Origin of the sequence: Xenophilus arseniciresistens, assembly GCF_028023875.1 — a bacterium.
Lineage (GTDB): Bacteria > Pseudomonadota > Gammaproteobacteria > Burkholderiales > Burkholderiaceae_C > Xenophilus > Xenophilus arseniciresistens.
This window is the reverse complement of sequence record NZ_JAQIPB010000013.1, coordinates 1-26,435: the sequence shown is the minus strand read 5'-3', so window position 1 is coordinate 26,435 and position 26,435 is coordinate 1. Positions and strand designations below refer to the sequence as shown.

General features: G+C 69.4%; 26 protein-coding genes. 12 read left to right on the top strand and 14 right to left on the bottom strand.

Features of this window, described 5'->3' with window-relative positions; all coding sequences use genetic code 11:
• The first annotated feature begins 44 nt into the window (after nt 1-44).
• Entirely contained in the window at nt 45-2,600 is a 2,556-nt protein-coding gene (locus PGB34_RS21720; protein ID WP_271430198.1) for a CaiB/BaiF CoA-transferase family protein, read from the top strand.
• 28 nt (nt 2,601-2,628) lie between these two features.
• Here PGB34_RS21720 and PGB34_RS21715 read toward each other — a convergent pair whose 3' ends face one another.
• From PGB34_RS21715 to PGB34_RS21690, 6 genes are read right to left on the bottom strand one after another with little or no spacing between them, the layout of a single operon-like run.
• Nucleotides 2,629-3,600, bottom strand: coding sequence for a Bug family tripartite tricarboxylate transporter substrate binding protein (locus tag PGB34_RS21715; protein WP_271430197.1), 972 nt, complete (start codon nt 3,598-3,600; stop codon nt 2,629-2,631).
• Nucleotides 3,597-4,250, bottom strand: a complete 654-nt coding sequence (locus PGB34_RS21710) for a nuclear transport factor 2 family protein (RefSeq protein ID WP_271430196.1) — start codon at nt 4,248-4,250, stop codon at nt 3,597-3,599. Before PGB34_RS21710 ends, PGB34_RS21715 begins: the two co-directional genes overlap by 4 nt.
• 2 nt (nt 4,251-4,252) lie before the next feature.
• Nucleotides 4,253-5,227: a Bug family tripartite tricarboxylate transporter substrate binding protein gene (locus PGB34_RS21705; RefSeq protein WP_271430195.1), complete on the bottom strand. Its 975-nt coding sequence runs from the start codon at nt 5,225-5,227 to the stop codon at nt 4,253-4,255.
• 55 nt (nt 5,228-5,282) lie between these two features.
• Nucleotides 5,283-5,675 (bottom strand): Zn-ribbon domain-containing OB-fold protein, encoded by a 393-nt coding sequence (locus PGB34_RS21700; protein ID WP_271430194.1) that lies wholly within the window; start codon nt 5,673-5,675, stop codon nt 5,283-5,285.
• A complete protein-coding gene (locus tag PGB34_RS21695; protein WP_271430193.1) occupies nt 5,672-6,853 on the bottom strand; it encodes a thiolase family protein in 1,182 nt (393 codons plus the stop codon). The genes PGB34_RS21700 and PGB34_RS21695 overlap by 4 nt, the downstream gene beginning before the upstream one ends.
• Before the next feature lie 13 nt (nt 6,854-6,866).
• The gene (locus PGB34_RS21690) at nt 6,867-7,550 is read right to left on the bottom strand and encodes a nitroreductase (RefSeq protein WP_271430192.1); all 684 of its coding nucleotides are present in this window, start codon (nt 7,548-7,550) and stop codon (nt 6,867-6,869) included.
• Between the two features lie 126 nt (nt 7,551-7,676).
• On the opposite strand from PGB34_RS21690, the gene PGB34_RS21685 reads away from it, so the two are divergent.
• A complete protein-coding gene (locus PGB34_RS21685; RefSeq protein WP_271430191.1) occupies nt 7,677-8,657 on the top strand; it encodes a Bug family tripartite tricarboxylate transporter substrate binding protein in 981 nt (326 codons plus the stop codon).
• A 41-nt stretch (nt 8,658-8,698) separates the two neighbouring features.
• Here PGB34_RS21685 and PGB34_RS21680 read toward each other — a convergent pair whose 3' ends face one another.
• The 4 genes from PGB34_RS21680 to PGB34_RS21665 all read right to left on the bottom strand — a co-directional run bounded on the left by PGB34_RS21680 (nt 8,699) and on the right by PGB34_RS21665 (nt 12,198).
• Nucleotides 8,699-9,262: a DUF2889 domain-containing protein gene (locus tag PGB34_RS21680; RefSeq protein ID WP_271430190.1), complete on the bottom strand. Its 564-nt coding sequence runs from the start codon at nt 9,260-9,262 to the stop codon at nt 8,699-8,701.
• Complete coding sequence (locus PGB34_RS21675; RefSeq protein ID WP_271430189.1) at nt 9,259-10,572, bottom strand: CaiB/BaiF CoA transferase family protein; 1,314 nt, start codon at nt 10,570-10,572, stop codon at nt 9,259-9,261. Before PGB34_RS21675 ends, PGB34_RS21680 begins: the two co-directional genes overlap by 4 nt.
• A 175-nt stretch (nt 10,573-10,747) precedes the next feature.
• Nucleotides 10,748-11,896, bottom strand: a complete 1,149-nt coding sequence (locus PGB34_RS21670) for a CaiB/BaiF CoA transferase family protein (protein WP_271430188.1) — start codon at nt 11,894-11,896, stop codon at nt 10,748-10,750.
• A complete protein-coding gene (locus PGB34_RS21665; RefSeq protein WP_271430187.1) occupies nt 11,896-12,198 on the bottom strand; it encodes a hypothetical protein in 303 nt (100 codons plus the stop codon). Before PGB34_RS21665 ends, PGB34_RS21670 begins: the two co-directional genes overlap by 1 nt.
• Before the next feature lie 93 nt (nt 12,199-12,291).
• Between PGB34_RS21665 and PGB34_RS21660 the strand changes: the two genes are divergently transcribed.
• Nucleotides 12,292-13,257: a Bug family tripartite tricarboxylate transporter substrate binding protein gene (locus PGB34_RS21660; RefSeq protein WP_271430186.1), complete on the top strand. Its 966-nt coding sequence runs from the start codon at nt 12,292-12,294 to the stop codon at nt 13,255-13,257.
• Nucleotides 13,258-13,279: 22 nt separating this feature from the next.
• Here the strand turns inward: PGB34_RS21660 and PGB34_RS21655 are convergent, their stop codons facing one another.
• Nucleotides 13,280-13,951 (bottom strand): EthD domain-containing protein, encoded by a 672-nt coding sequence (locus tag PGB34_RS21655; RefSeq protein ID WP_271430185.1) that lies wholly within the window; start codon nt 13,949-13,951, stop codon nt 13,280-13,282.
• Nucleotides 13,952-14,022: 71 nt separating this feature from the next.
• Here PGB34_RS21655 and PGB34_RS21650 point away from each other — a divergent pair, with 71 nt between their 5' ends.
• Complete coding sequence (locus PGB34_RS21650; RefSeq protein WP_271430184.1) at nt 14,023-15,006, top strand: NADPH:quinone oxidoreductase family protein; 984 nt, start codon at nt 14,023-14,025, stop codon at nt 15,004-15,006.
• A gap of 11 nt (nt 15,007-15,017) precedes the next feature.
• Here PGB34_RS21650 and PGB34_RS21645 read toward each other — a convergent pair whose 3' ends face one another.
• On the bottom strand, nt 15,018-15,770 hold the full coding sequence (locus PGB34_RS21645; protein ID WP_271430183.1) for a FadR/GntR family transcriptional regulator: 753 nt from the start codon (nt 15,768-15,770) through the stop codon (nt 15,018-15,020).
• Between the two features lie 65 nt (nt 15,771-15,835).
• On the opposite strand from PGB34_RS21645, the gene PGB34_RS21640 reads away from it, so the two are divergent.
• From PGB34_RS21640 to PGB34_RS21605, 8 genes are read left to right on the top strand one after another with little or no spacing between them, the layout of a single operon-like run.
• Nucleotides 15,836-16,996 (top strand): acyl-CoA dehydrogenase family protein, encoded by a 1,161-nt coding sequence (locus tag PGB34_RS21640; RefSeq protein WP_271430182.1) that lies wholly within the window; start codon nt 15,836-15,838, stop codon nt 16,994-16,996.
• Nucleotides 16,997-17,015: 19 nt separating this feature from the next.
• Nucleotides 17,016-18,152, top strand: coding sequence for an acyl-CoA dehydrogenase family protein (locus PGB34_RS21635; protein WP_271430181.1), 1,137 nt, complete (start codon nt 17,016-17,018; stop codon nt 18,150-18,152).
• A gap of 7 nt (nt 18,153-18,159) precedes the next feature.
• Nucleotides 18,160-19,692, top strand: a complete 1,533-nt coding sequence (locus tag PGB34_RS21630) for an acyl-CoA synthetase (protein WP_271430180.1) — start codon at nt 18,160-18,162, stop codon at nt 19,690-19,692.
• Nucleotides 19,693-19,701: 9 nt separating this feature from the next.
• Nucleotides 19,702-20,580, top strand: a complete 879-nt coding sequence (locus tag PGB34_RS21625) for a crotonase/enoyl-CoA hydratase family protein (protein ID WP_271430179.1) — start codon at nt 19,702-19,704, stop codon at nt 20,578-20,580.
• 40 nt (nt 20,581-20,620) lie between these two features.
• The gene (locus tag PGB34_RS21620) at nt 20,621-21,604 is read left to right on the top strand and encodes a tripartite tricarboxylate transporter substrate binding protein (protein WP_271430178.1); all 984 of its coding nucleotides are present in this window, start codon (nt 20,621-20,623) and stop codon (nt 21,602-21,604) included.
• An 11-nt stretch (nt 21,605-21,615) separates the two neighbouring features.
• Nucleotides 21,616-22,590 (top strand): NAD(P)H-dependent flavin oxidoreductase, encoded by a 975-nt coding sequence (locus PGB34_RS21615; protein WP_271430177.1) that lies wholly within the window; start codon nt 21,616-21,618, stop codon nt 22,588-22,590.
• Nucleotides 22,591-22,606: 16 nt separating this feature from the next.
• On the top strand, nt 22,607-23,617 hold the full coding sequence (locus tag PGB34_RS21610; protein WP_271430176.1) for a phosphotransferase family protein: 1,011 nt from the start codon (nt 22,607-22,609) through the stop codon (nt 23,615-23,617).
• A 14-nt stretch (nt 23,618-23,631) separates the two neighbouring features.
• Complete coding sequence (locus PGB34_RS21605) at nt 23,632-23,997, top strand: DUF6285 domain-containing protein (RefSeq protein WP_271430175.1); 366 nt, start codon at nt 23,632-23,634, stop codon at nt 23,995-23,997.
• Nucleotide 23,998: 1 nt separating this feature from the next.
• On the opposite strand, the gene PGB34_RS21600 is transcribed toward PGB34_RS21605, so the two are convergent.
• Complete coding sequence (locus tag PGB34_RS21600; RefSeq protein ID WP_271430174.1) at nt 23,999-25,045, bottom strand: DUF7064 domain-containing protein; 1,047 nt, start codon at nt 25,043-25,045, stop codon at nt 23,999-24,001.
• Nucleotides 25,046-25,162: 117 nt separating this feature from the next.
• Nucleotides 25,163-26,158, bottom strand: a complete 996-nt coding sequence (locus tag PGB34_RS21595) for an NADPH:quinone oxidoreductase family protein (protein ID WP_271430173.1) — start codon at nt 26,156-26,158, stop codon at nt 25,163-25,165.
• Between the last annotated feature and the right edge of the window lie 277 nt (nt 26,159-26,435).

Here is a 26,435-nt window from a genome sequence, read left to right as displayed (position 1 = left end):
TATCAATAACGCGGAAACATCCGCGCGACCCTATAATAGTTCAAATGGTCCAACCATTCAATCATTCCTTCAATCGAGGCCTGTTGCAGGGACTGCGCGTGCTCGAGCTGTGCGAACCCGAGGCCGAGTACTGCGGCCTGCTGCTCGCCGGCCTGGGCGCGAAAGTCACCAAGGTCGAACCCCTGCCGGGTGCGGCCTCGCGCCGCATGCCGCCTTTCGCAGCCGATGGGAGTTCGCTGTACTTCGCGGCCTACAACCGCGACAAGGACTCCGTGCTGCTGGACGTTCCGGACGCAGCTGCGCGCGAAGCGCTGCTCGCGCTTCTTGCACAGGCCGACCTGTTCCTGTGCGGCAGCCTCGCGCAACTCGAAGCCGCGACGGGCCTGCCGCTGCCCGCGCTCGCCCAGCGATTTCCCTCGCTGGTCACTGCGCGGATCACACCCTTCGGCGACGACGGTCCCTGGAAGGACCTGCGCGGCAGCGACCTGATCCACCTCGCCCTGGGCGGGGTGATGATGAACACCGGCTACGACCCCGATCCTCAGGCCCGCTACGACCTGCCGCCGATCGCGCCGCAGGCCTTCCACGCCAGCCACATCGCGTGCGAGCAGGCACTGGTGGGCATCCTGGCCGCATTGATGCACCGCGCACGCACCGGCGAGGGCCAGGACGTGAGCTGCGCGATCCACACCGCCGTGTCGGTCTCGACCGAGATGGACCTGATGTCGTGGGTGATGCGCGCCGCCCCCCAGCAGCGCCAGACCTGTCGCCACTCTGCCGAGCTGCTCAACCCTGTCACGCCGCTGGCGCAGACCAAGGACGGGCGCTGGAACCTGGGCTGGATGGTGACTGCGGCCGACGAGCAGAAGGTGGTCGATTTCCTCGCATCCCGCGGCATGGCCTATGACCTGCGCGGCCCGGACCCAATGCGCGACCCGAAACGGCGCGACGTGCCCGGCGCCACCCCCTTCGACGAGCACAAGGCCCATGTCTTCGAGGTGGTGCAGCGCTTCGTGCGCAGCTTCCGCCTGCGCGATCTGCCCTGGCAGGATGCGCAGGCGCAGGGCCTGATGTGGGCGCCGCTGCGCAAGCCGCACGAGAACCTGGACGACCCCCACTGGGCCGCGCGCGGCAGCTACGCCTGGATCGACGGCCTGCCCTATCCGCGCAGCAAGTGGGTCGGCTCCACCACGGCCTGGATCGCCGAGCGCGCGGCGCCGGCGCCAGGCCAGCAAAGGCCTTCGCCGCAGGATGGCCCCGCAGCGCCTCCCACCGCCGGGCGTGCCGAGGCCGCGCGCGCCGCGCCGATCGCACGCTCGGCTGCCGGTCGGCCCTTCGCGCTTCAGGGCGTCCGGATTCTTGATTTCTCGTGGTTCCTGGCCTCGGCCGGCGGCACGCGCATGCTGACGGCGCTGGGCGCGGAATGCATCAAGGTCGAATGGAAGGACAACCTGGACAGCCGCCTGGGCGCGATGGCGCCGGTCGGCGGGCGCGAGGCGCGCCGGCAGGCCGCAGGGCCGCTGCCGGGCATCGACGATCCGGCCATGGGCGGCCACTACAACCACAAGAACGCCGGCAAGCGCGGCCTGTCGCTCAACATCCGCGACCCGCGCGGGCTGGAGATCGCGCGGCAGCTGATCGCACGCTGCGACGTGGTGGCCGAGGGCTTTTCGCCCGGCGTGATGGAACGCTGGGGCCTGGGCTACGAGACGATGAAAAAGATCCGCCCCGATCTCATCTATGTGCAGCAGTCGGGCATGGGCGCGCACGGCCTCTACGGCCGCATGCGCACCGTGGGCCCCATCGCCGCGGCCTTCACGGGCCTGAGCGAAATGTCCGGCCTGCCCGAGCCCGCGCCGCCGGCCGGCTGGGGCTATTCGTATCTGGACTGGATGGGCGCCTACGGTTTTGCCCAGGCCATTCTGGCGGGCCTGCTGCACCGGGAGCGGACGGGCGAAGGCCAATGGATCGACGCCTCCCAATGCGAGGCCGGGCTGATGCTCACCGGCGTGCAATGCCTTGAATGGGCGCTGCAGCGCAAACCCTTCTCGCGCACGGGCAACCGCTCGCCGTACCTGGCTGCCGCCCCGCACGGCGCCTACCGCTGTGCCGGCGAAGACCGCTGGATCGCGATTGCCTGCTTCGACGACGCCGACTGGCATGCACTCGTGCGCGCCGCGGGCGAGCCCGAGGCTCTGCGCGACCCGCGCCTGGCCACCCTGGCCTCGCGCATCCAGCACCAGGACCTGCTCGACGAAGCCGTGCAGGCCTGGACAAGCACCCAGGAGCGCTACGCCTGCATGGCGCTGCTTCAAGCGCACGGCGTGGCGGCCGGCGTGTGCCAGAAGGCCGAGGACCGCTGCGAACACGATCCCCAGCTGGCCCAGCAGCAATGGCTGACCGAGGTGACGGCGGCGCGCATCGGCACCTGGCCGATCACCGAGCTGCCGGCGCGGCTGTCGAAGACGCCCAGCCATGTGGGCGGCCTGCCGCAGCGCGGGGCGCCGCTGTACGGCGAGGACAACGAATACGTGCTCGGCGAGCTGCTGGGCTATGGCAGCGCCCAGATCCAGACCCTGGCGCGCGACGGCGTGATCTGAACTGAATGCGCGCCGAAGCGGCGGCGGCTCAATCCAGCCGGATGTCGGTCGACTGGATGAACTTCTTCCAGCGCGCGCTGTCGGCCTGGATGGTGCGCTGCAGGTAGGCCGCGCTGGTGTCCTCGGCCGGGTCAACGCCGATGTCGCGCATGCGCCGGCGCACCGCGGGGTCGGCCAGCATCTTCGCGATCTCCTCGTTGAGCCGCCGCACGGCCTCGGGCGGGGTGCCGGCCGGGGCGCAGATGCTGTACCAGGTGTCGACCACGAAGCCCTTCACGCCTTCCTCCTCCATCGTGGGCAGCTCGGGCGCCGCGCCCAGGCGCTTCGGCCCGGTGACGGCCAAAGCCCGCAGCTTGCCTGCACGCACCTGCGGCAGCACGGAGGTGTCGACGAACAGGAAGTCGAGCTGGCCCGCCAGCAGATCGACGATGGCCGGGCCGCTGCCGCGATAGGGCACGTGCACCACCGGCGAGCCCGTGAGCTGGCGGAACATCTCGCCCGACAGGTGTGGGGTGGAGCCGTTGCCGGCCGAGCCATAGTTCACCTTGCCGGGGTTGGCCCTGGCATGGGCGATCAGCGCCTTGACCGATCGCACCGGGCTGGCCGCATTGACCACCAGCACGTTGGCGTTGGTGAAGATCATGGACACGGGGCTGAAGTCCCGCAGCGGATCGAAAGCCAGCTTCGAATACAGGTGCGGATTGATGGCCATGGTGCTGTTGACGGCCATCAGCAAGGTGTAGCCATCGGGATGGGCCTTGGCCACCTGGCCCGCGCCCAGCGCACCGTTGGCGCCAGGCTTGTAGTCCACCACGATGCGCTGGCCCAGCCCGGGCGAGAGCGCCTCACTGACGATGTTGCCGAAGGTGGTGCCCATGCCGCCCGGCGGATAGGGCACCACCAGCACGATGGGCTTGTCCGGATAGGCGGCCAGCGCGGGCCAGGCGGCACCTGCCGCCAGGGCGCCCACCGTCAGGCGCAGGAAGTGCTGTCTGTTCATGGCTCGATCCCCAAGGCACGGCGTTGCTGGAAGATGAAGTCGTCGGCGTCGCGACGGCCGGTCTGCTGCGATGCGGGCGGCGTGGGCTGGCCCTCGGGCACGGGCACGAACTGCTTCCAGTCCGCCACCAGCGTGCGGTGCGCGATCTTCCAGCGCCGGTCCTCGCGCCGCTCGAAACGGTCCACGTAGCGAGAGCAGGTCATCAGGTCCATGCCCCCGTCGCCGGCCCCCGCCTTGCCCCCGGCCAGCTGGTCGAGCGCGGCGCGGGCCTGCGCCGGGTAGCGCTGGGTGGTGCGCACATAGGTCTCCACCAACGCCAGGTCGGGCCCCGCGAACTCGATCAGCAGGTTGCTCACCGCATGCATCGAGAAGGGGATCGCCGCATGGCGCTGGCGAATCCAGTCGACCAGGCCGTCCACCGGCCCGTCGTAGGCACCGTGCATGTCCATCGCGTCGGCGTGGAACACATCGCGGATGCCGCTGAAGTCCAGGCGGTCCACGGCGCGGCACCAGCGGTACATGCAGTCCTGGATCTGCATGCGGTCGGCCAGGCGCTCGGGCGAGTAGTCGTCGAGGCGGCTGCTCACGGGGGCGCCTTCGCGCTGGCCCGCTGCGGTGCGGGCGCCTTCGGGCGGCCGGGCGGCGCTCATGCTCATTCGGCCTCGATGCCGGCCTTGGTGATCACGCTTGTCCACAGCGCATGGTCACGCTTCATCATCTGCGCGAAGCTGTCGGCGTTGGCCGGCCGCGGGAACATGCCCAGGGCCTTGAGCTTGGCCTGCATGGCGGGCTCGGCCAGCGACTTGTTTAGCGCGTCATTGAGCCGGGCGACCACTGGTGCGGGCGTGCCCGCGGGGGCCGAGATGCCGAAGAAGGCGTTGATCGAGAAGTTCGGCAGCGTCTCCGAAATGGCCGGCACGTCCGGCAGCAGCGGGCTGCGCTTCTCGCTCGAAACCGCCAGCATGCGCAGCCGTCCGGCACTGACGAAGGCGTTGATCGCATCCGAGGGCGTGGTCAGCGCCACCTTCACCTCGCCGGCCAGCACGGCATTGACCGCCTGCGCCGCGCCCTGGTAGGGCACGAACACCATCTTCAGGCCGGCGGCCTGGTTGAAGGACTCGGTGGCCAGGTGCGCCAGCGAGCCGCGGCCCGCCGAGGAGAACTCCAGCTTGCCCGGATTCGCGCGCGCATGGTCGATGAGCTGGCGCAGGTCGGTGGCGGGCACCACCGGATTGACCAGGAACACCATCGGGGTTGTGGCGATCAGGCCCACCGCCGCCAGATCCTTCTGCGAATCGTAGTTGGCCGACTTCTGCAGCATGGGCGTGGTGACGGTGGAGTTGCCCACCTGCAGCAGCGTGTAACCGTCGGCCGGCGCGTTCCTGACGAAGACCGTGCCCATGGAGCCGCTGGCGCCCAGCCGGTTCTCCACCACGATGGGCTGGCCCAGGTGCCGCTGCATCGGCTCCTGAAGCGAACGGATCAGCACGTCGCCGGTGCCGCCGGCCGCGAAGGGCACGACGATCTTGATCGGACGGCTGGGAAAGGTGTCGGCCTGCGCCGCGCAGGGCACCAGCGCACAGAGCGCGAGGGCGGACAGGGCCAGCCATTGGCGTCGGAACATCATGGGTTGTCTCCTTTTCTTTGGAAATGGGGATCGCCGTGCGCCGCACGGCGCTGCTTCAATCGGCCGGCTTGAACACCGGGAAGGTGCCTGAATCGGGATGCCGCCAGTCCACCACCAGCCGCTGGCCGATGGCGAGCTGCCCGGGTGGCGCATCGATGCGCGCCAGCAGCCGTGGGCCTTCGTCCAGTTGCACGAGCGCCAGCACATAGGGCAGTGCGTCGGCAAGATGCGGAGGGGCCACGCGGCTGAGCGTCATCGCGAAGAGCATGGCGCGGCCGCTGGCCTCGCGCCATGTCACGCCGGCCTCGCCGTACAGGCTCTGCGGCCGCGGATAGAACTGCGCACGTCCGTTGCTGCGGTCGAACTGCAGCATCAGACGGCCCTGCCGGAGGCCTTCGACGAAAGGAGCGCCCACATCGGGCCGGGGCGCGCTGTGGTTGCGGCTCATTGGCTGCGCTCCAGCAGCATCACGCTGCTCGTGCCCCAGGTGCGGGCGTACTGGATCACGCCGATGCCGGTGAGCATGGCGTTGCCGGCATCGCGCACCTGGCGCGCGCCCGCATCGCCGAACATCTGGCGCAGGCACTCCACGAGGTTGACGCCGCCGCCGGCCAGGCCGGGCTGGCCGGCCGAGATCTGTCCTCCGCCGGTGTTCAGCGGCAGCTCGCCGCTCCAGCGCATGTCGTGCGCCATCACGAAGTCACCGCCCTCGCCCGGGCCGCAAAAGCCCGTCTGCTCCAGCTGCAGGATCAGCGCGATCAGGAAGTCGTCGTACCAGTGCAGCATCTTCACGTCGGCCGGCTTCCACCCCACCGCGCCGAAAGCGCGGGGGCCGACGTCGGTGAAGCCGGTCTTGAGCATGTCGCCGCTGGTTTCGGCAGGATCGAAGTTGATGCGCTCGGCATAGGAGACGGGGTGCACGAGCTTCTGGAAGCCCAGCTCGCGCGCGCGCCGGGTGGACATCACCAGCACGGCGCTGGCGCCATCGCAGCGCATCACGCAATCCAGAATGCGCAGCGGGTCGGAGACCAGCCTGGACTCGAGGTAGTCGCGCGTCGTCAGCGGCTTGCGCAAGACCTCACAGGCGTTCTCGTTGAGCAATGCGCCCTCGCGCTGGGTGACGGCCAGCCTGGCCAGCGCCTCGTGAGGCAGGCCATGGCGCTGGTCGTACAGGTTCGACAGCAGCGCGAAGGCGGACAGCGGCCCGGCATAGCCTGCCGGATCGCAGTATTCGGTGCGGTGGCCCGATTGTGCCGAGCGGTCGATGGTGGACACGGCGTCTGCAGCCAGACACAGAACGATGTCGCACAGCCCGGCCTGGATGGCCGCCGCCGCACGCGCGATGTTGCCGCCCGCGGATGCGCCGCCGATCTCGGTGGCCTGGCACCAGCTCAGCGACAGGCCCAACCCTTCGGCCAGCAGGTTGCTGAAGAAGGGATTGCCGCCTTCGCTCATGGCCAGGGTGGTGGCGAAGCCGTCGATGCGCGCGCGCTCGATGCCGGTCTGCGCCAGCAAGGCGTCCACGGCCTGGCCGGCCAGCGACAGCGCGGTGCGGCCGCTCCTGCGCACCAGGGGCGTCTCGGCATAGCCCACGATCGCAATGCTGCGGTCGGCAAGCGTCTTCATGCGCGCCCGTGCCTCAGGCGTCCACGAACTGCACCGCCTGCGCCAGCGGCGCGCGCGGCGTGCGAAAGCCGTTGGCGGGGTGCGCGGTGTCCTCATAGCCGAAGGAGATGCCGCAGACCATCAGCCGGTCCGGCCCGATGCCGAGTTCGCGTTTGATCAGCGCGCCGTGGTGAGCCAGCGCGGCCTGCGGGATCGCGGCAATGCCGTGGGCCTGCATGGCCAGCAGCACCAGCTGGACATAGCCGCCGACGTCCACGGCGCCGTACACGCCCAGGCCCGCGTCGCTCGTCAGGATGGCGACATGCGGCGCGCCGAAGAGCCGGAAGTTCTCCAGCGTCTGCTGCGCATAGCCCCCGCGGTCGCCCCGCTCCACGCCCACGGCGCCGTACAGGCGGAACCCGCAGTCGCGGCGCCGCTCCAGGTACACGCCCTGGTAGTCGTGCGGGAAGGGGAAGTCGGTGGCGCCGCCTTCCCCCGCGCGCGCGGCCGCCACCAGCTTTTCGCGCAGCCGCTCGGTCGCTGCGCCGGAGAGCACGCTGACCTGCCAGGCCTGCGAGTTGCACCACGAGGCAGCCCGCTGGGCCATGCGCAGCACGGATTCAAGGGTGGCGCGGTCAACGGGCTGCGGCAGGAAGGCACGGCAGCTGTGACGCTCGCTGGTCAGCGTCTCCAGCACCTGGGCGGGCGATTCGTTCATCGTTGCAGGCGACATTGGTTGCGTAATTGAATGGTTAGACCAATATAATTCCAGCCGTTTGCGGTGTCAATCGACCGGCCTGGCCGGCGCGCTGCAAACCCCATTCAATCGATGAAGGAGACACCCATGACCGAGAGCCACATCCGGCGCCGCACCCTGCTTGCCGCCGGCGCGGCAGCGCTGGCCACCCCGCCGCTTTGGGCCCAGGCAAGCTACCCCTCGCGCCCGATCAGGATCCTTGTGGGCGCGGGCGCCGGCGGGACCACCGACCTCACCGCACGCCTGGTCGGCGAGAAGATGGGCCACCTGCTGGGCCAGCCCGTGGTGATCGAGAACCGACCCGGCGCCTCGGGCACGCTCTCGGTGGCACAGACCCTGCGCGCGCCTGCCGACGGCCACACGCTGGTGTGGGTGGGCAACAGCGTGATGGCGATCTCGCCCTATCTGTACAAGAACCCGGGCTACGACGTGAAGACGGTGATCACCATCGGCCAGGCCACCACGTCCGGCTTCATCCTCGTGGCCTCGCCCTCGCTGGGCGTGAACAACGTCAAGGAACTGGTGGCCTACGGCAAGGCCCATCCCGGCAAGCTCAGCTTCGGCTCCAACGGGGTCAACGGCAGCCTGCACCTGCTGGCCGAGCTGCTCAAGAGCGAGGGCGGCTTCGATGCGCTGCATGTGCCCTACAAGGGAGGCGCGGAGTCAGCGGCCGCCATCATGGGCGGCAACATCCACTTCCTGTTCGATGCGCTGTCGTCCAACATCCCGCTGGTGCGCTCGGGCAAGCTCAAGGCCCTGGCCGTGACCGGCCCGCAGCGGGAAAAGGAACTGCCCGAGGTGCCGACGATGGCTGAACAGGGCTTTCCGGGCATGACCACCGAGGTGTTCTTCGGCCTGGTCGCGGCACCGGGCACGCCAGAGCCGATCGTGTCCAGGCTCAATGAAACGCTCAAGACCGCGCTGGCGGACCCGACGGTCAAGGACGCCCTGGAGCGCTCCGGCAACCAGCCCAAGTACAGCACGCCACAGCAGTTCCGCGCACTGGTGGACAAGGAAGGCGCGCGCTTCGAGGCCTTGCTCAAGGCCAAGGGCATCAACCCCGAGTGACGGACCAGGCCGCCACCCGCACGGGGTGCGCGGCTCGGGCTTCAGCCCCCGCGCGCACCCCAGCGGACCACCGCTGCATGCCCGCCGCGCCGAAGCCCGTGGCAGCTGTCGAGCAGGCGGTCGGCCGACTTTGGATCATCCGCCGGTTCGCCGCGAAGCGCCCTGCGGCGCTCCATGGCCGGGTTGATGGCCTGGAAGGCGGTGGTGGCCATCGGGCCGAGCAGCTCCGTCAGGTGCGTGCAGCCCTGCTGGCCCGCGAACAGCGTCTTCACGGCCTTGGTGAAACCGCCCCGGATCTGCAGGCCGACCAGCTGCGCGTAGGCGGCGTTGATGCCGTCGCAGTCCGCATAGGGCACCTGGTGCGAGCAGGCCTCGGCCGCCACGATGGTGAAGCTCTCGTCGAGCGTGATGCGCAAGCTCATCAGGTGGATGGGCTCGCCCGCGCGGCGCGGCGCGTTGCCGCGCGAGCCGTCGAGGTCATGCGCGCGCACATCCGACAGACGCCCCTCCACGTCGAACAGGCCATCTTCGCGCTCCCAGCCGGTGCACTCCACGCGCCGCGTGTGCAGCAGCAGCCGGGGCGCAGCGGGCGAGAGCGTCTTCATCCCGCTGCCGCCTCGGCCGCGGCAGGCGCCGCCGGCCGGGGTTGGGCGGCAGCCGGGTCCAGCGCGCCGCTGGCCTGCAACGCGGTCAGGCGCGCCTCGTCGTAGCCCAGCACTTCGGCCAGCACTTCGCGGGTGTGCTGGCCCACCGCGGGTGCGGCCTTCGGGTCTGCCAGCGGCGTCCCCGAATAGAGGATGGGCAGGCGCACGTTTGGAATGGCGCCCAGCGTGGGATGCGGGATGCGCGTGACCAGCTTGCGCTCCCTGGCTTCGGCCGAGCGCAGCGCATCACCGACGCTGCGGACCTCGCCGCAGGGGATCTGCGCGGCACGCATGCGCGGCTGCCAGTAGGCCCAGGGTTGCTGCACGAACAGCTCCTCGAGCAGCTTGAAGATCTCGTCGCGCTTGGCCATGCGTCCGTTGCGGTCCGAATAGACGGGGTCGTTCGCCAGGTCCGGGCGCTCCAGCACCTGGGCGGCCAGGCGATGGAAGATCTTGTCGTTGCCGCAGTTGATGTAGAAGGGCTTGTCCTGGCTCATGAAGACGCCCGAGGGGCAGGTGTCGGGGCTGGTGTTGCCGTGCCGCTGCGGCTGCGCGCCCGAGTAGAGATGCTGCAGGGCCGCATAGCCGGTCATCAGCACCGCGTTGTCGAACAGCGCGATCTCGATCTGCTGGCCCTGCCCCGTGCGTCCGCGGGCCACCAGCGCGCCCAGGATGGCGTTGCTGGCCATCATTGCGGTGCTGATGTCCACCACCGGGGAGAGCGTGCGCACGCCCTGGCGGTCGTTGTAGCCGTTCATCGAGATGAAGCCGCTTTCGGCCTGCGCAATCGGATCGAAGCCCAGCCGGTCGCTGAAAGCGCCTTCGCGGCCATAGGCCGAGACCGAGCAGTAGATGATCTTCGGATTGAGCTTCTTCACGCTGGCGTAGTCCAGGCCGAAGCGCTCCATCACGCCGGTGGAGAAGTTCTCGCACAGCACGTCGGCCTGCGCGATCAGCGCCTTCACCACCTCCACGCCTTCTGCGCTCTTGAGGTTCAGTGCCACGCTGCGTTTGTTGCGGTTGCCCCAGGTGTAGGGCGCACCCTGCGCGGGCGCCTGCTCGGGCACGGGCGGGTAGTGGCGGAACTCGTCGCCGCGGCCCGGCGTCTCGACCTTGATCACGTCCGCGCCCATGTCGCCCAGGATCATGGTGGCGAAGGGGCCGGCCAGGAAGTGGCTGAAATCGATGACCCGAATGCCTTCGAGCGCCATGGGCGCATCGGCAGGGCGCGGCGTGTGCAGCGGGAAGTCGGTGTCGAGGCGTTCGAACATGGCAATCGGCCTTAGAGTGTCATTGGTAAGACCATTATATTTATGACGCGGTGCCGCGGTCAACGCATTCATCACCGGAGAAACGCGCACGAGCGATCCCGGATCCGCACTGGCTGGCCGGCGCCAGGCCACACCGGGGTGTCTTGGGGGGGCCCGATCCGGGCGTGCAGCCTGGTCAGGCCACGACGCCGCGCGCGGCCAGGGCGCCGATGTCTTCGCCTGACAGGCCCCAGCCCTCGAGCGCGGCCTGCACGTCCACGCCCGGCGCCACGCCCGGCTGCGGCCGGGCGCTGGGTGTGCGCGAGAAGCGCGGCGCGGGCGCCGGTTGCAGGTGCCCGTCGATTTCCACGAAGGTCTGGCGCGCCACGTTGTGCGGGTGCGCCGCAGCTTCGCGCAGGTCCAGCACGGGGGCGAAGCACACTTGCGAGCGGCCCAGCAGCGCGTCCCACTCGTCGCGCGTGCGGGTGCGAAAGACAGCCGACAGCCGCTCGCGCAGGGCCGGCCACTGGGCCGGGTCGGCACGGTCCGGAAGCTCTTCCTGGTCCAGGCCGGTGGCGCGCAGCAGTTCAGCGTAGAACTTGGGCTCGGCCGATCCGATCGAGATGTACTTGCCATCGCGCGTTTCATACACGCCGTAGTGCGGCGCCGCGCCGCCCAGCGTGCCCTGCCCGCGCCCCTGCCACTTGCCGCCCGCGAGGTAACTGTAGAAATAGGTCATGAGCGAGGCCGCGCCGTCGACCATCGCGGCGTCCACCACCTGGCCCTTGCCAGAGCGCGCCGCCTCGATCAACGCGCAGGCGATGCCGAAGGCCAGGTACATGCCGCCGCCGCCGAAATCGCCCACCAGGTTCAGCGGCACGACCGGTGCGCCGCCAGCCGGACCGATGGCGTCCAGCGCGCCGGCCAGCGCGATGTAGTTGATGTCATGCCCGGGCGCCTGGGCCAGCGGGCCCTCCTGGCCCCAGCCGGTCATGCGGCCATACACCAGGCGCGGGTTCAGCGCCAGGCATGCGTCGGGGCCCAGGCCCAGGCGTTCCATCACGCCCGGGCGAAAGCCCTCGATCAAGGCGTCGGCCTGGCCGATGAGTCTGCGCGCCAGCGCGGCGCCCTCCTCATGCTTGAGGTCCAGGGCGATCGAGCGGCGGTTGCGGTCGGTGAACCAGAACTGCTGCGGCATGGCACGTGCGGCTGGATCGGGCCGGTCGATGCGCAGCACCTGCGCGCCCATGTCGGCCAGCATCATCGCGGCGAAGGGCCCCGGGGCGAGGCCGGCCATCTCGACCACGCGCAGGCCCGCGAGCGGCCCTTGGCCAGTGCCGGACATCAGTGCGCCCCTGTGGCGCCGACCGGAACGACTGCATCCATTTCCTTCGACGCCCGCGTGCGCACGCTGCCGGGCACCTCGCGCACCAGGGTGGCGGTGCCGTCGACGCAGTAGCCGCTGCCATCGGGCAGCGGATCGACCAGGCCGCCATTGGCCGTGAGCAGCATGTCCCACAGCTCGGTCCAGGCGCCGTCCTGCTCTTCTTCCCACACATAGCGGGTGACACGGTAGGTGCGGCCGCGCGCGTCCTCGACATCGAACTGGCGCTCGGCCACGGTACGGGTGGCGGGGTTGGTGTTCATCACCCCATCATACGCGGCCCTTGGTCTTTTGGTAAGACCTATAGACATTTAGGTCAAACCATTCGATCATCGGACGAAAAGGAGACACCCCACATGCATCGCCGAACCCTGATTGCGGGCGCCCTGCTCGCCCTCGCCGCCACCGTTCCCGCACAAGCGCGCGACAACTGGCCGGAGCGCCCGATCCGCTTCATTGTCCCCGCCGCCGCGGGAGGCACCAACGATGTGCTGGGCCGCTACATCCAGGAGCCGCTGCAGAAGCTGCTGGGCCAGCCCGTGGTCATGGAATACAAGCCCGGGGCGGGCGGCGCCATCGCCTCCCAGTACGTGGCACAGCAGCCGGCCGACGGCTACACGTTCCTGCTGCACGGCAGCGGCCTGGTCACGGTGCCGCTGGTGCAGAGCAAGCCCAGTTACAGCGCCATCAAGGATTTCGAGCCGGTCTCGCTGCTGGGCAGCTCGCCGATGGTGCTGATGGCGCACCCCTCCACGGCCGAGACGCTGACGCAGTTCGTGCAGCAGGCCCGCGCCAAGCCCGGTTCGCTCGAATGGGGCGCCTCGGCGCTGGGCGGCGTGGGGCAGCTCGCGATGGTGGCCTTCCACGATGCGGCGGGCATCCGCGACATGGTGATGGTGCCGTATCCGGGCGCAGGCCCTGCGGCGCAGGCGCTGCTGTCGGGCCAGACGAAGTACATGCTGTCCACGCCTTCGTCGGTGACGGCGGGTTTCGTGAAGGAGGGCCGGATGCGCATCCTGGGTGTTTCCACGGCCCAGCGAAGCCCGCTGCTGCCCGACGTGCCCAGCATCTCCGAAGCGGTGCCGGGCTATCACACCGAGACCTGGTTCGGCCTGGTGGCCCGCACGGGCACGCCGCCTCAGGTGGTCTCCAAGCTGGCCGACGCCGTGGCCAAGGTGCTTGCACAGCCCGACATCCAGCAGAAGTTCCAGGCCATCTACGTGGTGCCCAAAAGCGGCACCCAGGCACTGGGCGACATCATCCGCAGCGACAACGCGCTGTGGGAGAAGGTGGTCAAGGCCAACCACATCACGATGGACTGAGCTGGCGCCAGGGGGCAGCCCGTCAGGCGGGCCTGCCCTGCACCAGCAGGGTGACGATCCCGCCCAGCAGCGCACGGCCGTCGTCGCGCAACGGCAGTCGCGCATCGCTCGCATAGGAGGCCTGCATGGCCGCCTCATCCGCGAAGCACAGCTCGGCGATGCCGTCGACACAGATCGCAGGCCGGCCCAACGGCCGCCCGTCGGCACCAAAGGATTCCGACACCAGGTGCTGCACATAGCCGTCCACACCCGGCAGCTGCTTGACCAGGTCGGCATGGCGGCCGAACCAACCCTCCTTGAACGCGGCTGGCGTGGCCGCTGCCCGCTCCAGCAGCATCCAGCGCCTGAAGCCGCCGGCCGCCGCCGCGCCCTTGGGCACGATGGGCAGGTTGGGCGCCGTGTCGAACGCAAAGAGCCGCTCGCCCGAGGCGCCGAGCGCGGCCTCGAAGTCACGCCAGGCGGGCTGCGCCAGCACCCGGGCCTGCGCTGGCGCATCGGCAAAGCCGATCTCGACGATCCATGCGATGCCTTCCGCGCCGGGGACGATGGGCCGCTGCGCCTGTTCTGCGCTCACCGAATCGGTGGGGATGTGGCGCAGCACCTGGTACAGATGCACAGGCAGCTCTGGCGAGTATTTCGGCAGCGCGGCGCGCACGGCAGCGTCGCCACTGAGGCAAAGGAGATGGGCTTGCATGGTGAAAGGTGGGTGGCAACTTTGGCCTTTTTATTGTATGGTCTTACCATTTACACAACAACGCCCACGACATGAAAGCGATCATCTGCAGGCAGTTCGGTTCGGTTGATCAACTGGAGCATGCCGAGCTTGCGCTGCCGCCCCTGATGCCGCACGAAGTGCGCGTGCGCGTGCATGCGGCCGGCGTCAACTTTCCCGATTCGCTCAAGGTCGAGGGAAAGCACCAGATCAAGCCACCGCTGCCCTGGGTGCCCGGCAGCGAGACCGGCGGCGTGGTGGAAGCCGTGGGCGAAGAGGTGCGGGGGCTGCAGCCCGGCGAGCGCGTGATGGGTGTCTCCGACGCCCGCGGCGGCGGCTTTGCCGAGCAGATCGTGCTCGATGCGGCGCGCGTGTTCACACTGCCCGCGGGCATGAGCTTCGAGGAAGCCGCGGCCACCCCCGTGGTCTATGGCACGACGCTCTACGCGCTCAAGCAGCGCGGGCGCCTCGCGGCCGGTGAATGGCTGCTGGTGCTGGGAGCTGCCGGCGGCGTGGGCCTGGCAACCGTGCAACTGGGCAAGGCCATGGGCGCACGTGTGATCGCCGCGGCCAGCACGCCCGAGAAGCGCGCCCTGTGCCTGGCACATGGCGCCGACCATGCCATCGACTACACCCAAAGCGACTGGCGCGAGGAAGTGAAGGCGCTGACCGGTGGCCACGGCGCCGACGTGATCTACGACCCGGTCGGCGGCGACGCCTTCGACGAGGCCGTGCGCTGCATGGCCTTCGACGGTCGCTATCTGGTGATCGGCTTCACCTCCGGCCGCATTCCGCAGATCCGCATCAACTATCCGCTGGTCAAGGGCTTCGACATCCTGGGCGTGCGCTACGACGTCTGGCGCGACGGCTGCTGGAGCGAGGCCCGCGCCAACCTGCAGCAGGTGCTGGACTTCTACGCCCAGGGGCGCGTGCGGCCGCTGGTTTCAGGCAGCTATGCGCTGCCCCGTGCGGTGGAAGCCATGCGCAGCATCACGTCGCGCAACGTGACCGGCAAGCTGGTGCTGGTGAACGGCTGAGAGGCTGAGGCTTACTGGCCCGGGCGCTGCGCGGCGCTGCGGCCCTTCTTGTCACGCTCGCTGACAAGGTATTTCGTCACCCGGCGCAGGTAGGCGGCCATCGCGTCCGAAGCCGCCTGCGCGTCTCGCTTGCGCATGTGGTCCAGCACCTGCTGGCGCACGACCATGATGTCCTTGTTGGGCCGCGGGTCCACGCTGGCGAGCATGGCGCGGTACACCTGCGACAGCGCATCCACCATCATCAGCACCAGCGGGTTGTGCGCGGCCTGCGCAATGATCCGGTAGAACTCGATCACCGACTGCGTGTTGCGCGAGGCACGGCCCAGGCGGAACAGGTCCGCGTGCAGGTCGATGTCGCGCTGGATCGCGTCGAACTCCTCTTCGGTCGCGCGCGGGCAGGCCAGGCGGATCGCCACGCAGATGATCTCGGTGCGCGCCTCCATCACGTTCTCCAGCGAGGCCTGGGCCAGCGACACCATGTCCTGCACCGTCTGCGCGAGCCCGCCGCCGCCGCCGCGCTTGATGAAAAAGCCCCCCTGAACGCCCTTTCGGGCCTCCACCACGCCGGACACCTCCAGGCTGCGCAGCGCATCGCGCGCCGCCGCGCGGCCGATGCCGAAGCGCTCGGCCAGCTCGCGCTCGCCCGGCAACTGGTCGCCGGGCTTGAGCTCGCCGTTCATGAGCTGGTCGCGGATGCGGTCGCACACGGCCTCGAAGCCGCGGCGCGTGCGCACCGGTTGAAAGAGCAGGTCGTCCTTGGACATGGGTGGGATCCTTTCGGGGTTCCACAGTATTGCATAGTCATTGGTTGAACCATACTATGTTTGCCATGGACCTTGAACTGACCTCCGAGCAGCGCGCCTTCAGGGACGAAGTGCGCGCCTTCATCCAGGAACGCCTGCCTGCAGACATCCGCGAGCGGCTGCGCGCAGGCCACCCGCCGCGCAAGCAGGACACCGTGACCTGGCAGCGCATCCTCAACGAACGCGGCTGGGCTGCACCGCACTGGCCACGGCGCTTTGGCGGTGCCGACCTGGGGACCATGGAGCGGCTGATCCTGCTGGACGAGATCTACCGCGCACCCGCGCCACTGCCGCAGGTGTTCAACGTGGGCATGCTGGGGCCGGTGCTGATGAAGTTCGGCACACCGGCGCAATGCGATTACTTTCTGCCGCGGCTGGCCAACCTCGATCTGTGGTTCTGCCAGGGCTTCTCGGAGCCCGGCAGCGGCTCGGACCTCGCGTCGCTGCGCACCGCGGCGCGGCGCGAGGGCGACCACTACATCGTCAACGGCCAGAAGATCTGGACCACCACGGCGCACTTGGCGGACTGGGTCTTTGCGCTGGTGCGCACCGACGCCGAAGCGCGCAAGCAGGAAGGCATTTCCTTCCTGCTGATCGACCTGCGCACGCCGGGCATCACCATCCGGCCCATCCTTTCCATCGACGGCGAGCACCACCTCAACGAGGTTTTCTTCGACGAAGTGCGCGTGCCGGCGGCCAACCTGGTCGGCGAGGAAAACAAAGGCTGGGACTGCGCCAAGTTCCTGCTCACGAACGAGCGCACCGGCATTGCCAACGTGGGCCTGTGCCGCGAGCGCCTGGACTATGCGCGCGAGCTCGCATCGCGCCACACGCAGGCCGGCCGGCCCCTGCTGGACGACCCGAAGCTGCGCAGCGAGATCGCCGTGCTGCAGGCCGAGACGCGCGCGCTGGAGATCACCAACTGGCGCTTCCTGCTCACGCCCGGCGAGCAGCAGCGCCTGGGCGCCTTCGCTTCCGTGCTCAAGCTCAAGGGCACCGAGCTGCAGCAGGAGATCAATGCCCTGCTCGCGCGGATCGTCGGCCCCGCAGGGCTGGAGCGCCGCAGCGCGGATGACGTGGAACACGGCCCGCTCACGCCGCGCTACTTCTATTCGCGCGCCGCGTCGATCTACGGCGGCACGACCGAAGTGCAGAAGGACATCCTGGCCAAGGCCATCGTCGGATAGGACACGAGACAACAGACCCATGATCTTCGAACTCGATGAAGACCAGGCAGCGCTGACGCAGAGCCTGGAGCGCCTGCTGGCAGACCGCTACGCCTTCGAACAGCGGCGCGCGCTCGTCGCCTCGGGCGCGGCACACGATGAACGCAGCTGGGCGCTGCTGGCCGAACTGGGCCTGATGGCGCTGCCCGTGCCACAGGCGCACGGTGGCTTTGGCGGTGGCATGCGCGCGCTGCTGCCGGCCCTGCAGTCCCTGGGCCGCGCGCTGTCGCTGGAGCCCTACCTGGCCAGCGCCGTGCTCGCCGGCACGGCGCTGCGGCTGGGCGCGGACGCGCAGCACCAGGCCGAGCTGCTGCCGCGCCTGGCCGACGGCACGCTGCGGCTGGCCTGGGCGCACGACGAGCCGGGCGGCCGCCACGCGCCACTGTGGGTACAGACGCGCGCCGAGCAGCGCCAGGGCCGCTGGGTGCTGGACGGTGTCAAGTCCACGGTGCTGGCGGCCGGGCTGGCACAGCAGTACGTGGTCAGCGCGCGCGTCAGCGGCCAGAGCGACGATGCAGAGGGCTGCGCGCTCTTTCTGGTGGATGCCGCGCAGACCGGCACCACGCTGCGCGAGTTCAGGCTGGTGGACGACAGCGCCGCCGGCGAGCTGACCCTGGAAGGCGTGAGCGCCCGGCCGCTGCACGATCCGCACGATGGCGCGACCGCCCGCCGCGCCATCGCGGGCACCGTGGCCGCCGGCATCGCGGCCGCCTGTGCCGACATGACGGGCGCCGCGCAGGCCGCCCATGCGCTGGCCGTCGACTACCTGGGCACGCGCCGCCAGTTCGGCCGCCTGATCGGCGAATACCAGGCCATGCGCCACCGCGCGGCCGACATGCTGGTGGCGCTGGAGATGTGCCAGAGCATGGCGCTGGCCGCCGCCACGGCGGCCGACGACCCTGAAGCGCAAGACAGCGCCTTCGATCTGCACGCGGCCAAGCTTTCGGTCGGGCGCAACGCGCGGCTGGTGGCGCACGGCGCCATCCAGCTGCATGGCGGCATCGGCATGACCGAGGAATACGCGGTGGGCCATTGCCTGCGCCGCATCCATGTGCTCGACCAGATGTTCGGCGATGCCGACGCGCATGCCGCACGCCTCGCGGCCACCCTTTGCTGAGATTGCCATGAGTTCAACCCCCATGATCTACCTCGACGACGTCGGCATCCCGCGCGACGAAGTCCTGCGCGTGGCCCAGCAGGCTGCGACCGGCTTCGAACAGCTTGGCGTGCGCGAGGGCGACACCGTCGCGCTGCTGCTGCGCAATGACTTCGCCTTCTTCGAGGTGCAGCAGGCCGCCGCGGCCATCGGCGCCTATGGCGTGCCGCTGAACTGGCACGGGCGCACGGATGAACTGGTCTACGTGCTGCAGGACGCGAGGCCCAAAGTGCTGGTGGCGCATGCCGATCTGCTGGCGCCGCTGCGCGCGCTGGTGCCGGCAGACATCCGGGTCTTCGTGGTGCCGACGCCGCCCCAGGTCCAGCAGCGCTACGGCGTGAGCGCCGATGCGGCCGCGCCGGTGCCTGGCGACACGGTCTGGCGCCCGTGGGCCGAAAGCTTCGAGCCTCTGCAGGCGCCGCCGCCGCGCGCACGCGCGACCATGATCTACACCTCGGGCACCACGGGCCATCCCAAGGGCGTGAAGCGCCAGCCCGCCACGCCCGAGGAGAGCAAGGCTTATGCCGAGCTGTTCGCCAGCGTCTACGGCCTCAAGCCCGGAGTGCGCGCACTGGTCAGCGGCCCGCTGTACCACGCCTCGCCCAACGCCTATGGCCGGCAGGCACTGATGACGGCCGACGTGCTGGTGCTGCAGTCCAAGTTCGACCCCGATGAGACGCTGGCGCTGATCGAGAAGCACCGCATCGACAACGCGGTGATGGTGCCCACCATGTTCATCCGCATGCTCAAGCTGCCCGCCGAGGTGCGTGCGCGCTATGACGTGCGCTCGCTGAAATGGGTCACGCACACCGGCGCCCCTTGCCCGCGCGAAGTGAAGAAGGAACTGATGGACTGGTGGGGCCCGGTGGTCTACGAGACCTATGGCGGCACCGAGGTGGGCACGGCTACGCTGGCCACGCCGCAGGACTGGCTGGAGCACCCCGGTTGCGTGGGCATGCCCACGCCCGGCACGCGCATGGCCTTCTACGACGAGCAAGGCCGCCAGCTGCCCGAAGGCGAGACCGGCGAGATCTTTGCGCGGGTGCCCGCCTATGCCGACTTCACCTACCTGAACCACGAAGAGAAGCGCAAAAGCGTGGAACGCGATGGCCTGATCAGCCTGGGCGACGTGGGCTACATGAAGGAAGGCCGCCTGTACCTGTGCGACCGGCGCTCGGACATGGTGATCTTCGGCGGCACCAACATCTACCCGGCCGAGATCGAGATGGTGCTGACGCAATGCCCCGGCGTGAAGGACTGCGCGGTGTTCGGCATCCCGGACGAGGACTTTGGCGAATCGCTGGCCGCGGCGGTGGAGCTGATGCCCGGCGCGCAGCTCACGGCACAAGAGATCCATGCCTGGCTGCTGGAGCGCCTGGCCAAGTTCAAGGTGCCCAAGCGCATCGACTTCCACCCCTCGCTGCCGCGCGAGGACAGCGGGAAGATTTTCAAGCGCCGCCTGCGCGACCCCTTCTGGCAGAACGCCGGTCGCCGGATCTGAGGACGCCGCATGGCCAAGTGGTTGCAATCGACCGAACACCTGCGCTTTGCGGTGCAGGGGCGCGTGGCGCGCATCGCGCTGAACCGCCCCGACCGGCGCAACGCGCTGTCGTGGGAGATGCTTTGCGAACTGCGCGCGGCGCTGCTCGAAGCCGATGACCTGCGCGCGGTGAGCGTGATCGTGCTCGAGGGTGCAGGCCCCGACTTCTGCGCCGGCTACGACATGAAGTCGGCCTATGCGCGCTATGCCGCGGAAGGCAGCGCCGCACCCGACTACCGCAGCGGCAGCGGCTCCTTCGACGACGACGCGTGGAAGCTGGAGCGCTTCCAGGAGCTGCTGCGCACTGCCTTCGTGCTGCACAAGCCCGTGATCGCGAAGGTGCACGGCCATTGCGTGGCCGGCGGGACCGACCTCGCGCTGTACTGCGACATGGTGATCGCGGCCGACGATGCGCGCATCGGCTTTCCGGCCACGCGCGCCATGGGTTCGCCGCCCAACCACATGTGGATCTACAACGTCGGCCCGCAATGGGCCAAGCGCCTGCTGCTCAGCGGCGACGTGGTCAGTGGCGCCGACGCAGCGCGCATCGGCCTGGTGGTGGCGAGCGCGCCCGCCGACAGGCTGGAGGAAGAGGTGATGGCGCTGGCCGGCCGCCTGGCCAGCGTGGAGCCCGAACTGCTGGCCACGCAAAAGCGCATCGTGAATCTCGCGCTGGAGCTGGCCGGTGCCGGCACCCTGGCCCGCCTGGCGGCCGAGATGGACGCGCGCGCCCATCTTTCGCGGGCCAAGCAGCAGTTCGATGCCGATGTGGCGGCCCACGGCTTCAAGGCCGCGGTGCAAAAGCGCGACGCGCCTTTTGGCGAGGGCGTGGCGCGACCGAGCTGGTGAGCAGATTCCCCGTTCCGAAGAAAACAAGCAGGAGACAAGCATGCACAAGCACTTCACGCGCGCACGCCGCGCGCTGCTGGCGGCCGCCCTCGTTCTGAGTGCGGCCCTGCCGGCGACGGCGCAGACCCCGCCCTTTCCCACCAAACCCGTCCGCATCGTGATCCCCACGGCGCCCGGCGGCAACATGGACGTGCTGGCGCGGCTTTACGCCGCCAAGCTCACCGAAGCCTGGGGCCAGCAGGTGATCGTCGAATCCAGGCCCGGTGCCAACACCATCCTGGCCACCACGGCCGTCGCCAAGGCACCTGCCGACGGCTACACGGCCCTGTTCACTATCAGCGGCTTCATCCAGAACCTGGTGCTGCAATCGAACCCGCAGTACAAGCTGGGCGACCTGGCGCCGGTGTCGCTGGTGGCCAGCTTCCCGATCGCGATGGTGGCCAACGCAGCCCTGCCCGCGAACGACCTGGCCGGGGTGGTGGCGCTCGCCAGGCAGTCACCCGAGAAATACACCTTCGGCAGCTACGGCGTGGGCTCGGGCGCGCACCTGATCGGCGAAGGGCTGAACAAGGCCGCGGGCATCCGCATCAAGCACGCGGCGTACAAGGGCGAGGCGGCTTCGTTCACCGACGTGGCCAGCGGAGACATCGCGCTGGCCTATGGCTCGGTGGGCTTTTACGCGAACCAGCTCGGCGCCAGCAAGGTCAAGCTGATTGCGGTGGCAGCGCCGCACCGGCTCAAGACCTTCCCCGACCTGCCCACGCTGGCGGAACTGGGCTACCCCGACATCAACCTGCCCGGCTGGGGTGCGCTGTTCCTGCCGGCCGGCACGCCCGCACCCATCGTCGAGAAATACGTGCAGGAGGTGCGCCGCATCACCGCCCTGCCCGAAGTCCAGGCCCGCATCCATGCGCTGGGCTTCGAGCCGGTGGCCAACACCCACACCGAGTTCGCGCAGTTCCTGCAGGAGGACCTCAAGCGCTGGACCCGGATCGCCCGCGAAAACGACATCCGTCTGGATTGAGAAGCAAGCCCATGAACAACCGCGTCACCGAACTCCTGGGTATCCGCTACCCCATCATCCAGGGCGGCATGCAATGGGTGGGCCGCGCCGAGCTGGCCGCGGCCGTCTCCAACGCCGGGGGCCTGGGCACGCTGGGCGCGCTGACCCAGCCCACGCCCGAGGCGCTGGGCCTGGAGATCGAGCGCTGCCGCGCGCTGACCGACAAGCCCTTTGGCGTGAACGTGACCATGCTGCCCACGGTCAACCCGCCGCCCTATGCGCGCATCTTCGAGGTGATCATCGAGCAGGGTGTGCGCATCGTGGAAACGGCGGGCAACGTGCCCGAACAGGTGTTCCAGCAACTGCGCGATGCGGGCATCGTGATCCTGCACAAATGCACCTCGGTGCGCCACGCGCTGGCGGCCGAGAAGCGCGGCGTGCATGTGGTCAGCATCGACGGCTTCGAATGCGCGGGGCACCCGGGCGAGGAAGACGTGCCGGGCCTGGTGCTGATTCCGGCCGCGGTGTCGGCGCTGAGCGTGCCCGTGGTTGCGTCCGGCGGCATTGCCGATGGGCGCGGCATGGCGGCGGCGCTGGCCCTGGGCGCCGAAGGCGTGAACATGGGCACGCGCTTCGTCGCCACGCAGGAGGCGCCGGTGCATGCCAAGGTCAAGCAGGCGCTGCTCGATGCGCGCGAGAACGACACGCGGCTGATCATGCGCACGCTGCGCAACAGCTCGCGCGTGCTGCTCAACCCGGTCTCCGAGGAAGTGCTCAAGCTCGAGGGCCGCAGCGGCGGCGCGAGCTTCGAGGTGCTGCGACCGCTGGTCAATGGCCAGCGCGGCCGGGCCGCGCTGGAAAGCGGCGACATCACGAACGGCGTGATCTGGGCCGGCATGGTGGCGGGCCTGATCGACGACATCCCGAGCTGCGCCGAGTTGATCGAACGCATGATGGCGCAGTGCCGCGACAGGCTTGCGGCGGCGGCCGCGCAGGTGGGTGCCTGAGCAAGCCTGGCGTCCCATGAGTGACGAACAGACCCGCGCCGCGCTGGCGGCCACGCTCACGCGCGTCCTGCGCCCCGGCGAGCTGCAATCGCTGGCCCGCCTCACCGGCGGCGCCACCAAGGCCACCTGGTCCTTCGACTGGATCGATGACCAGGGCCGGCACCCGCTGATCCTGCAGCAGACACCGCCGCGCGCGCAGGACGTGGGCGCCGGCACGCGCCGCCCGCCCAAGCTCACGGCCGAGGAAGATGCGGCGCTGATGGTCCAGGCCCGCGCCGCAGATGTGCCCGCCCCCCGCGTGCTGCATGTGCTGCAGGCTGCGGACGCGCTGGGCAGCGGCTACATCACGGAGCGCATCGACGGTGAAACGCTGGGCAAGCGCATCGTGGCCGATGCCGCCTTCGATGCGGCGCGCCCGCGGCTCGCGGCCCAGTGCGGCGAGATCCTGGCGGCCATCCACCGCGTGCCCACGCAGGGCCTGCCCTTCCTCGCGCGGCTCGATGCCGCGGACGAGTTGGCCATCTACGGCGGCCTGCTCGCCGAGCATGCCTTCGTCCACCCGGTGCTTTCGTATGCGCTGCGCTGGATCGGCGAGCGCCTGCCGGCCGACGCGCCTTCGACCCTGGTGCACGCCGACTTTCGCACCGGCAACCTGATCATCGACCCCGAAGCGGGCGTGCGCTGCGTGCTGGACTGGGAGATTGCGCGCGTGGGCGACCCGATGCACGACCTGGGCGTGCTGTGCATGCGCAGTTGGCGCTTCGGCGGGCCGGGCGAAGCCGGTGGCTTCGGCTCGCGCGAAGACCTGTACGCCGCCTATGAGCGCGCGAGCGGCACGCGGGTGGACCCGGGCCGCGTGCGCTTCTGGGAGGCCATGTCCAACCTCAAGTGGGCCATCTCCTGCGTGCGCCGGGGCCTGGCGCGCGGCGCCGACGGACAGCCCGCGAGCAGCGAACTGGCGGCCGTGGGGCGGCGGCTGGAAGAGCCGCTGTGGGACTTCATGACGCTGGCCACGGCCCGCGACTGAAAGGAGCGACGACCATGCCCGCCTTCGTGCCTTCCGCGGCCACCTTGCTGCAAGCCGCCGCCACCGACCTCGAGCGCGAGGTGCTGCCTGTGCTGTCGGGCTTCCCGCGCTTTCGCACCCGCGTCATCGTCAACATGCTGCGCCTGCTCACGCGTGAACTCGCGCTGGGCGCCGCGGCCGATGCGGCCGAACAGGCGCGGCTGCAGGCGCTGCTGGACACAGACAGCGAAGACCTGACGCAGCTGCGCGCGCAACTGGCGCAGCGCATCGAAGCCGGCACCCTCACGCTGGACGACGAGGCGCTGCTGCGACACCTGCGCGAGACCCTGCGCGACGCACTGGCCATCGACAACCCGGGCTGGACTGGCGGGCGCGGCTGAATCACGCAGGCGCCGCAGCTCGCTCGGAGATCGGCACGCCGTCGTTCATCACATCGCAGTACTCGGTCATGCCCAGCACCGTATGGCCCTCGCAGCTGTACTCGCTCAGGCTCTCGGTGATGCGGGTGTAGCTGCTGAAATCGCTGGCGCCCACCTTCCTGTGCCGCAGCGGCACGGTGGTCAGCACGCGGCCCTTGAGCACATAGGTCTGGCGCTGCGTCGTGACCCAGGCGGTGAGCGAACGCGGAATCCAGGCTTCGTCGTAGTCGGTCTCGATGCGCCCGTCGATGACGCTCTCGTACACGCCATCGCGCAGCACATTGCCGCTGATGCGGTTGGGCCCGCCTTCGGGCCGGCCCTTGATCGACAGCAGGATGCCGAAGTCGCGCGAGAAGGTGACGGGCAGCCACTTGTACCAAAAGAAGCTGTGCCAGTGCCGCGGCCCCCATGACTTGTCGCGGTAGCCCGTGCCGTTCTGGAACGCATGCCGCTGGCCATCGACCGTGATGTGGCCGTTCACCGCCATGTTCTGCTCGGTGTGGCCGCGGTACACCGCATGCGCGGGGTCGAGCACGATGGGCTGGCCCTGCAGATCGACGATCTCGCCGCCATGCATGGGCGAGATGCCTTCGAAGTCCAGCTCGATGAGGGCCGGCCGCTTGGGGTAGCGCTTGAAGGCCGAACTCGGGTCGGCCATGGCCAGCGCGTCATCCATGATCAGCAGCTCGCCCTCGTAGCGCACGCGGTGGCGCTTGAAAGGCTCGATGACCTCGAAGCACATGCCGGCCGCGGCCATGCGCTCGTTGCCCGTGATGGCCGGGCGGCCGAACATGAAGCCCACGCGCCCGTCGGGCAGGTAGACGCAGCAGCTCATCTCCGCATGCCCTTCGTTGGGCCGGTTGCCGATGCGCACCCAGGCCCCGACGCGGCGCACCGAGTCGAAGGCATTGAAGTACATGCTCTCGTTGTAGTGGCCCACAGGCTCGGGCGTGTGGGTGTATTCGTCCTGCGGGTCCAGCTTGAGCCGGGTGTCGGGTGGCATGTACATGAAGTGATCCTTTCAGTGGAATGTCGGCTCAAGGCGAGCGATGGGGTTGCGAGGCGCTTCCTTTGGGCCTTCGCAGACGCGTGAAGAGCAGTTCCAGGCACCCGGCGGCGCGGCCACTCAGTGCGGCACGCGCAGCCAGGCCTTGCCCACCGTGGCACGCCCCTGCAGGGCCGCCAGCGCCAGCGGGGCTTCTTCGAACGCGAAGGCCGTTCCGGGCAGCAGATGGATGCGTCGCTGCGCATGCCAGGCGTAGGCCTCATGCGTGAGGCTCGCGGCCAGCGCCGGTTCGCGCCTGCGCACCTCGCCCCACAGCACGCCCACCGCGCTCGCGTTGTGCAGCAGCAGCCGGTTGGCCGCGAGCTGCGTGAGCTCGCCACCGGCAAAACCGATGACCAGGTAGCGCGCGCCATAGGCCAGGCAGCGCAGGCTCTGCACGCCCACCTCACCGCCCACCGGGTCGTAGACCACATCGGCGCCACCGGGCACCTGTTCGCGCAGGGCCTGCACCCAGGTGGGGTCGGTGTAGTCCAGGGCCAGGTCGGCCCCGGCATCAAGGCAGGCCCGTACCTTGTGCGCGCCACCGGCCGTGGCAATCACGCGCGCCCCCATCAGCCTGCCCAGCTGCAGGGCGGCGCTGCCCACGCCACCGGCCGCCGCATGCACCAGCAGCGTCTGGCCCCGCTGCAGCCGGCCCGCGATGCGCAGCGCATACAGCGAGGTCGGGTAGTTGCTGCGCAGGGCCAGCGCGGCACCGGGGTCGATGTCCGGCGGGATCGCGACGGCCTCGCTGCGCGGCACCAGCGCGTATTGCGCAAAGCCGCCCTGGCGCGACGAGCTCGCCACGCGCGTGCCTACCGCCAACTCACCGCCCTCGCCGGCCACGATGGTGCCCAGCACCTCGGAGCCCGGCGTGAAGGGCAGCGGCGGCTTGATCTGGTATTTGCCACGCACGATCAGCGTGTCGCCGAAGGCCAGGCCCGCGGCTTCGACACGCACCAGGTACTGGTCCGCGCCGGGCCGCGGCAGCACCACGTCGCGCAGGTGCATCTGGCCATCCTCGCTGAGCGCTTCGACGCGCCAGGCGCGCATCGTCCTGGGCAAGGCGCCGGTCATCGGGCCTCGCCTGCAGCGGCATGCGCCATGTCTGCGCCGCCTGGACGTGGCGCACCGTCCGGGTCCAAAGGGGTGGATGAATGGCTCACTTTGCTATTTAATCTATGGTTGAACCAATGATGTTCACGTGCATCGTAGAGCAGCCTGATCCATCACACAAGCAACCATCTTGAATGACTAAGTCAAACAGCTTCCGCAAGCTCGTCGCGCCAGGGCGACCTGGTGCGAGCGATTGCGTTCAAGATGACCAGCAGTTTGTGCGTGCAGGCCACCAGCG

Coding starts and splice junctions, on each gene's coding strand:
- PGB34_RS21680 (WP_271430190.1), bottom strand. CDS start 9,262: ATGAAGACGCTCTCGCCCGCTGCGCCCCGGCTGCTGCTGCACACGCGG.
- PGB34_RS21655 (WP_271430185.1), bottom strand. CDS start 13,951: ATGCAAGCCCATCTCCTTTGCCTCAGTGGCGACGCTGCCGTGCGCGCC.
- PGB34_RS21630 (WP_271430180.1), top strand. CDS start 18,160: ATGAGTTCAACCCCCATGATCTACCTCGACGACGTCGGCATCCCGCGC.
- PGB34_RS21675 (WP_271430189.1), bottom strand. CDS start 10,572: ATGTTCGAACGCCTCGACACCGACTTCCCGCTGCACACGCCGCGCCCT.
- PGB34_RS21685 (WP_271430191.1), top strand. CDS start 7,677: ATGACCGAGAGCCACATCCGGCGCCGCACCCTGCTTGCCGCCGGCGCG.
- PGB34_RS21660 (WP_271430186.1), top strand. CDS start 12,292: ATGCATCGCCGAACCCTGATTGCGGGCGCCCTGCTCGCCCTCGCCGCC.
- PGB34_RS21670 (WP_271430188.1), bottom strand. CDS start 11,896: ATGTCCGGCACTGGCCAAGGGCCGCTCGCGGGCCTGCGCGTGGTCGAG.
- PGB34_RS21610 (WP_271430176.1), top strand. CDS start 22,607: ATGAGTGACGAACAGACCCGCGCCGCGCTGGCGGCCACGCTCACGCGC.
- PGB34_RS21625 (WP_271430179.1), top strand. CDS start 19,702: ATGGCCAAGTGGTTGCAATCGACCGAACACCTGCGCTTTGCGGTGCAG.
- PGB34_RS21695 (WP_271430193.1), bottom strand. CDS start 6,853: ATGAAGACGCTTGCCGACCGCAGCATTGCGATCGTGGGCTATGCCGAG.
- PGB34_RS21615 (WP_271430177.1), top strand. CDS start 21,616: ATGAACAACCGCGTCACCGAACTCCTGGGTATCCGCTACCCCATCATC.
- PGB34_RS21650 (WP_271430184.1), top strand. CDS start 14,023: ATGAAAGCGATCATCTGCAGGCAGTTCGGTTCGGTTGATCAACTGGAG.
- PGB34_RS21605 (WP_271430175.1), top strand. CDS start 23,632: ATGCCCGCCTTCGTGCCTTCCGCGGCCACCTTGCTGCAAGCCGCCGCC.
- PGB34_RS21690 (WP_271430192.1), bottom strand. CDS start 7,550: ATGAACGAATCGCCCGCCCAGGTGCTGGAGACGCTGACCAGCGAGCGT.
- PGB34_RS21720 (WP_271430198.1), top strand. CDS start 45: ATGGTCCAACCATTCAATCATTCCTTCAATCGAGGCCTGTTGCAGGGA.
- PGB34_RS21710 (WP_271430196.1), bottom strand. CDS start 4,250: ATGAGCGCCGCCCGGCCGCCCGAAGGCGCCCGCACCGCAGCGGGCCAG.
- PGB34_RS21705 (WP_271430195.1), bottom strand. CDS start 5,227: ATGATGTTCCGACGCCAATGGCTGGCCCTGTCCGCCCTCGCGCTCTGT.
- PGB34_RS21715 (WP_271430197.1), bottom strand. CDS start 3,600: ATGAACAGACAGCACTTCCTGCGCCTGACGGTGGGCGCCCTGGCGGCA.
- PGB34_RS21600 (WP_271430174.1), bottom strand. CDS start 25,045: ATGTACATGCCACCCGACACCCGGCTCAAGCTGGACCCGCAGGACGAA.
- PGB34_RS21635 (WP_271430181.1), top strand. CDS start 17,016: ATGATCTTCGAACTCGATGAAGACCAGGCAGCGCTGACGCAGAGCCTG.
- PGB34_RS21595 (WP_271430173.1), bottom strand. CDS start 26,158: ATGACCGGCGCCTTGCCCAGGACGATGCGCGCCTGGCGCGTCGAAGCG.
- PGB34_RS21665 (WP_271430187.1), bottom strand. CDS start 12,198: ATGAACACCAACCCCGCCACCCGTACCGTGGCCGAGCGCCAGTTCGAT.
- PGB34_RS21620 (WP_271430178.1), top strand. CDS start 20,621: ATGCACAAGCACTTCACGCGCGCACGCCGCGCGCTGCTGGCGGCCGCC.
- PGB34_RS21700 (WP_271430194.1), bottom strand. CDS start 5,675: ATGAGCCGCAACCACAGCGCGCCCCGGCCCGATGTGGGCGCTCCTTTC.
- PGB34_RS21645 (WP_271430183.1), bottom strand. CDS start 15,770: ATGTCCAAGGACGACCTGCTCTTTCAACCGGTGCGCACGCGCCGCGGC.
- PGB34_RS21640 (WP_271430182.1), top strand. CDS start 15,836: ATGGACCTTGAACTGACCTCCGAGCAGCGCGCCTTCAGGGACGAAGTG.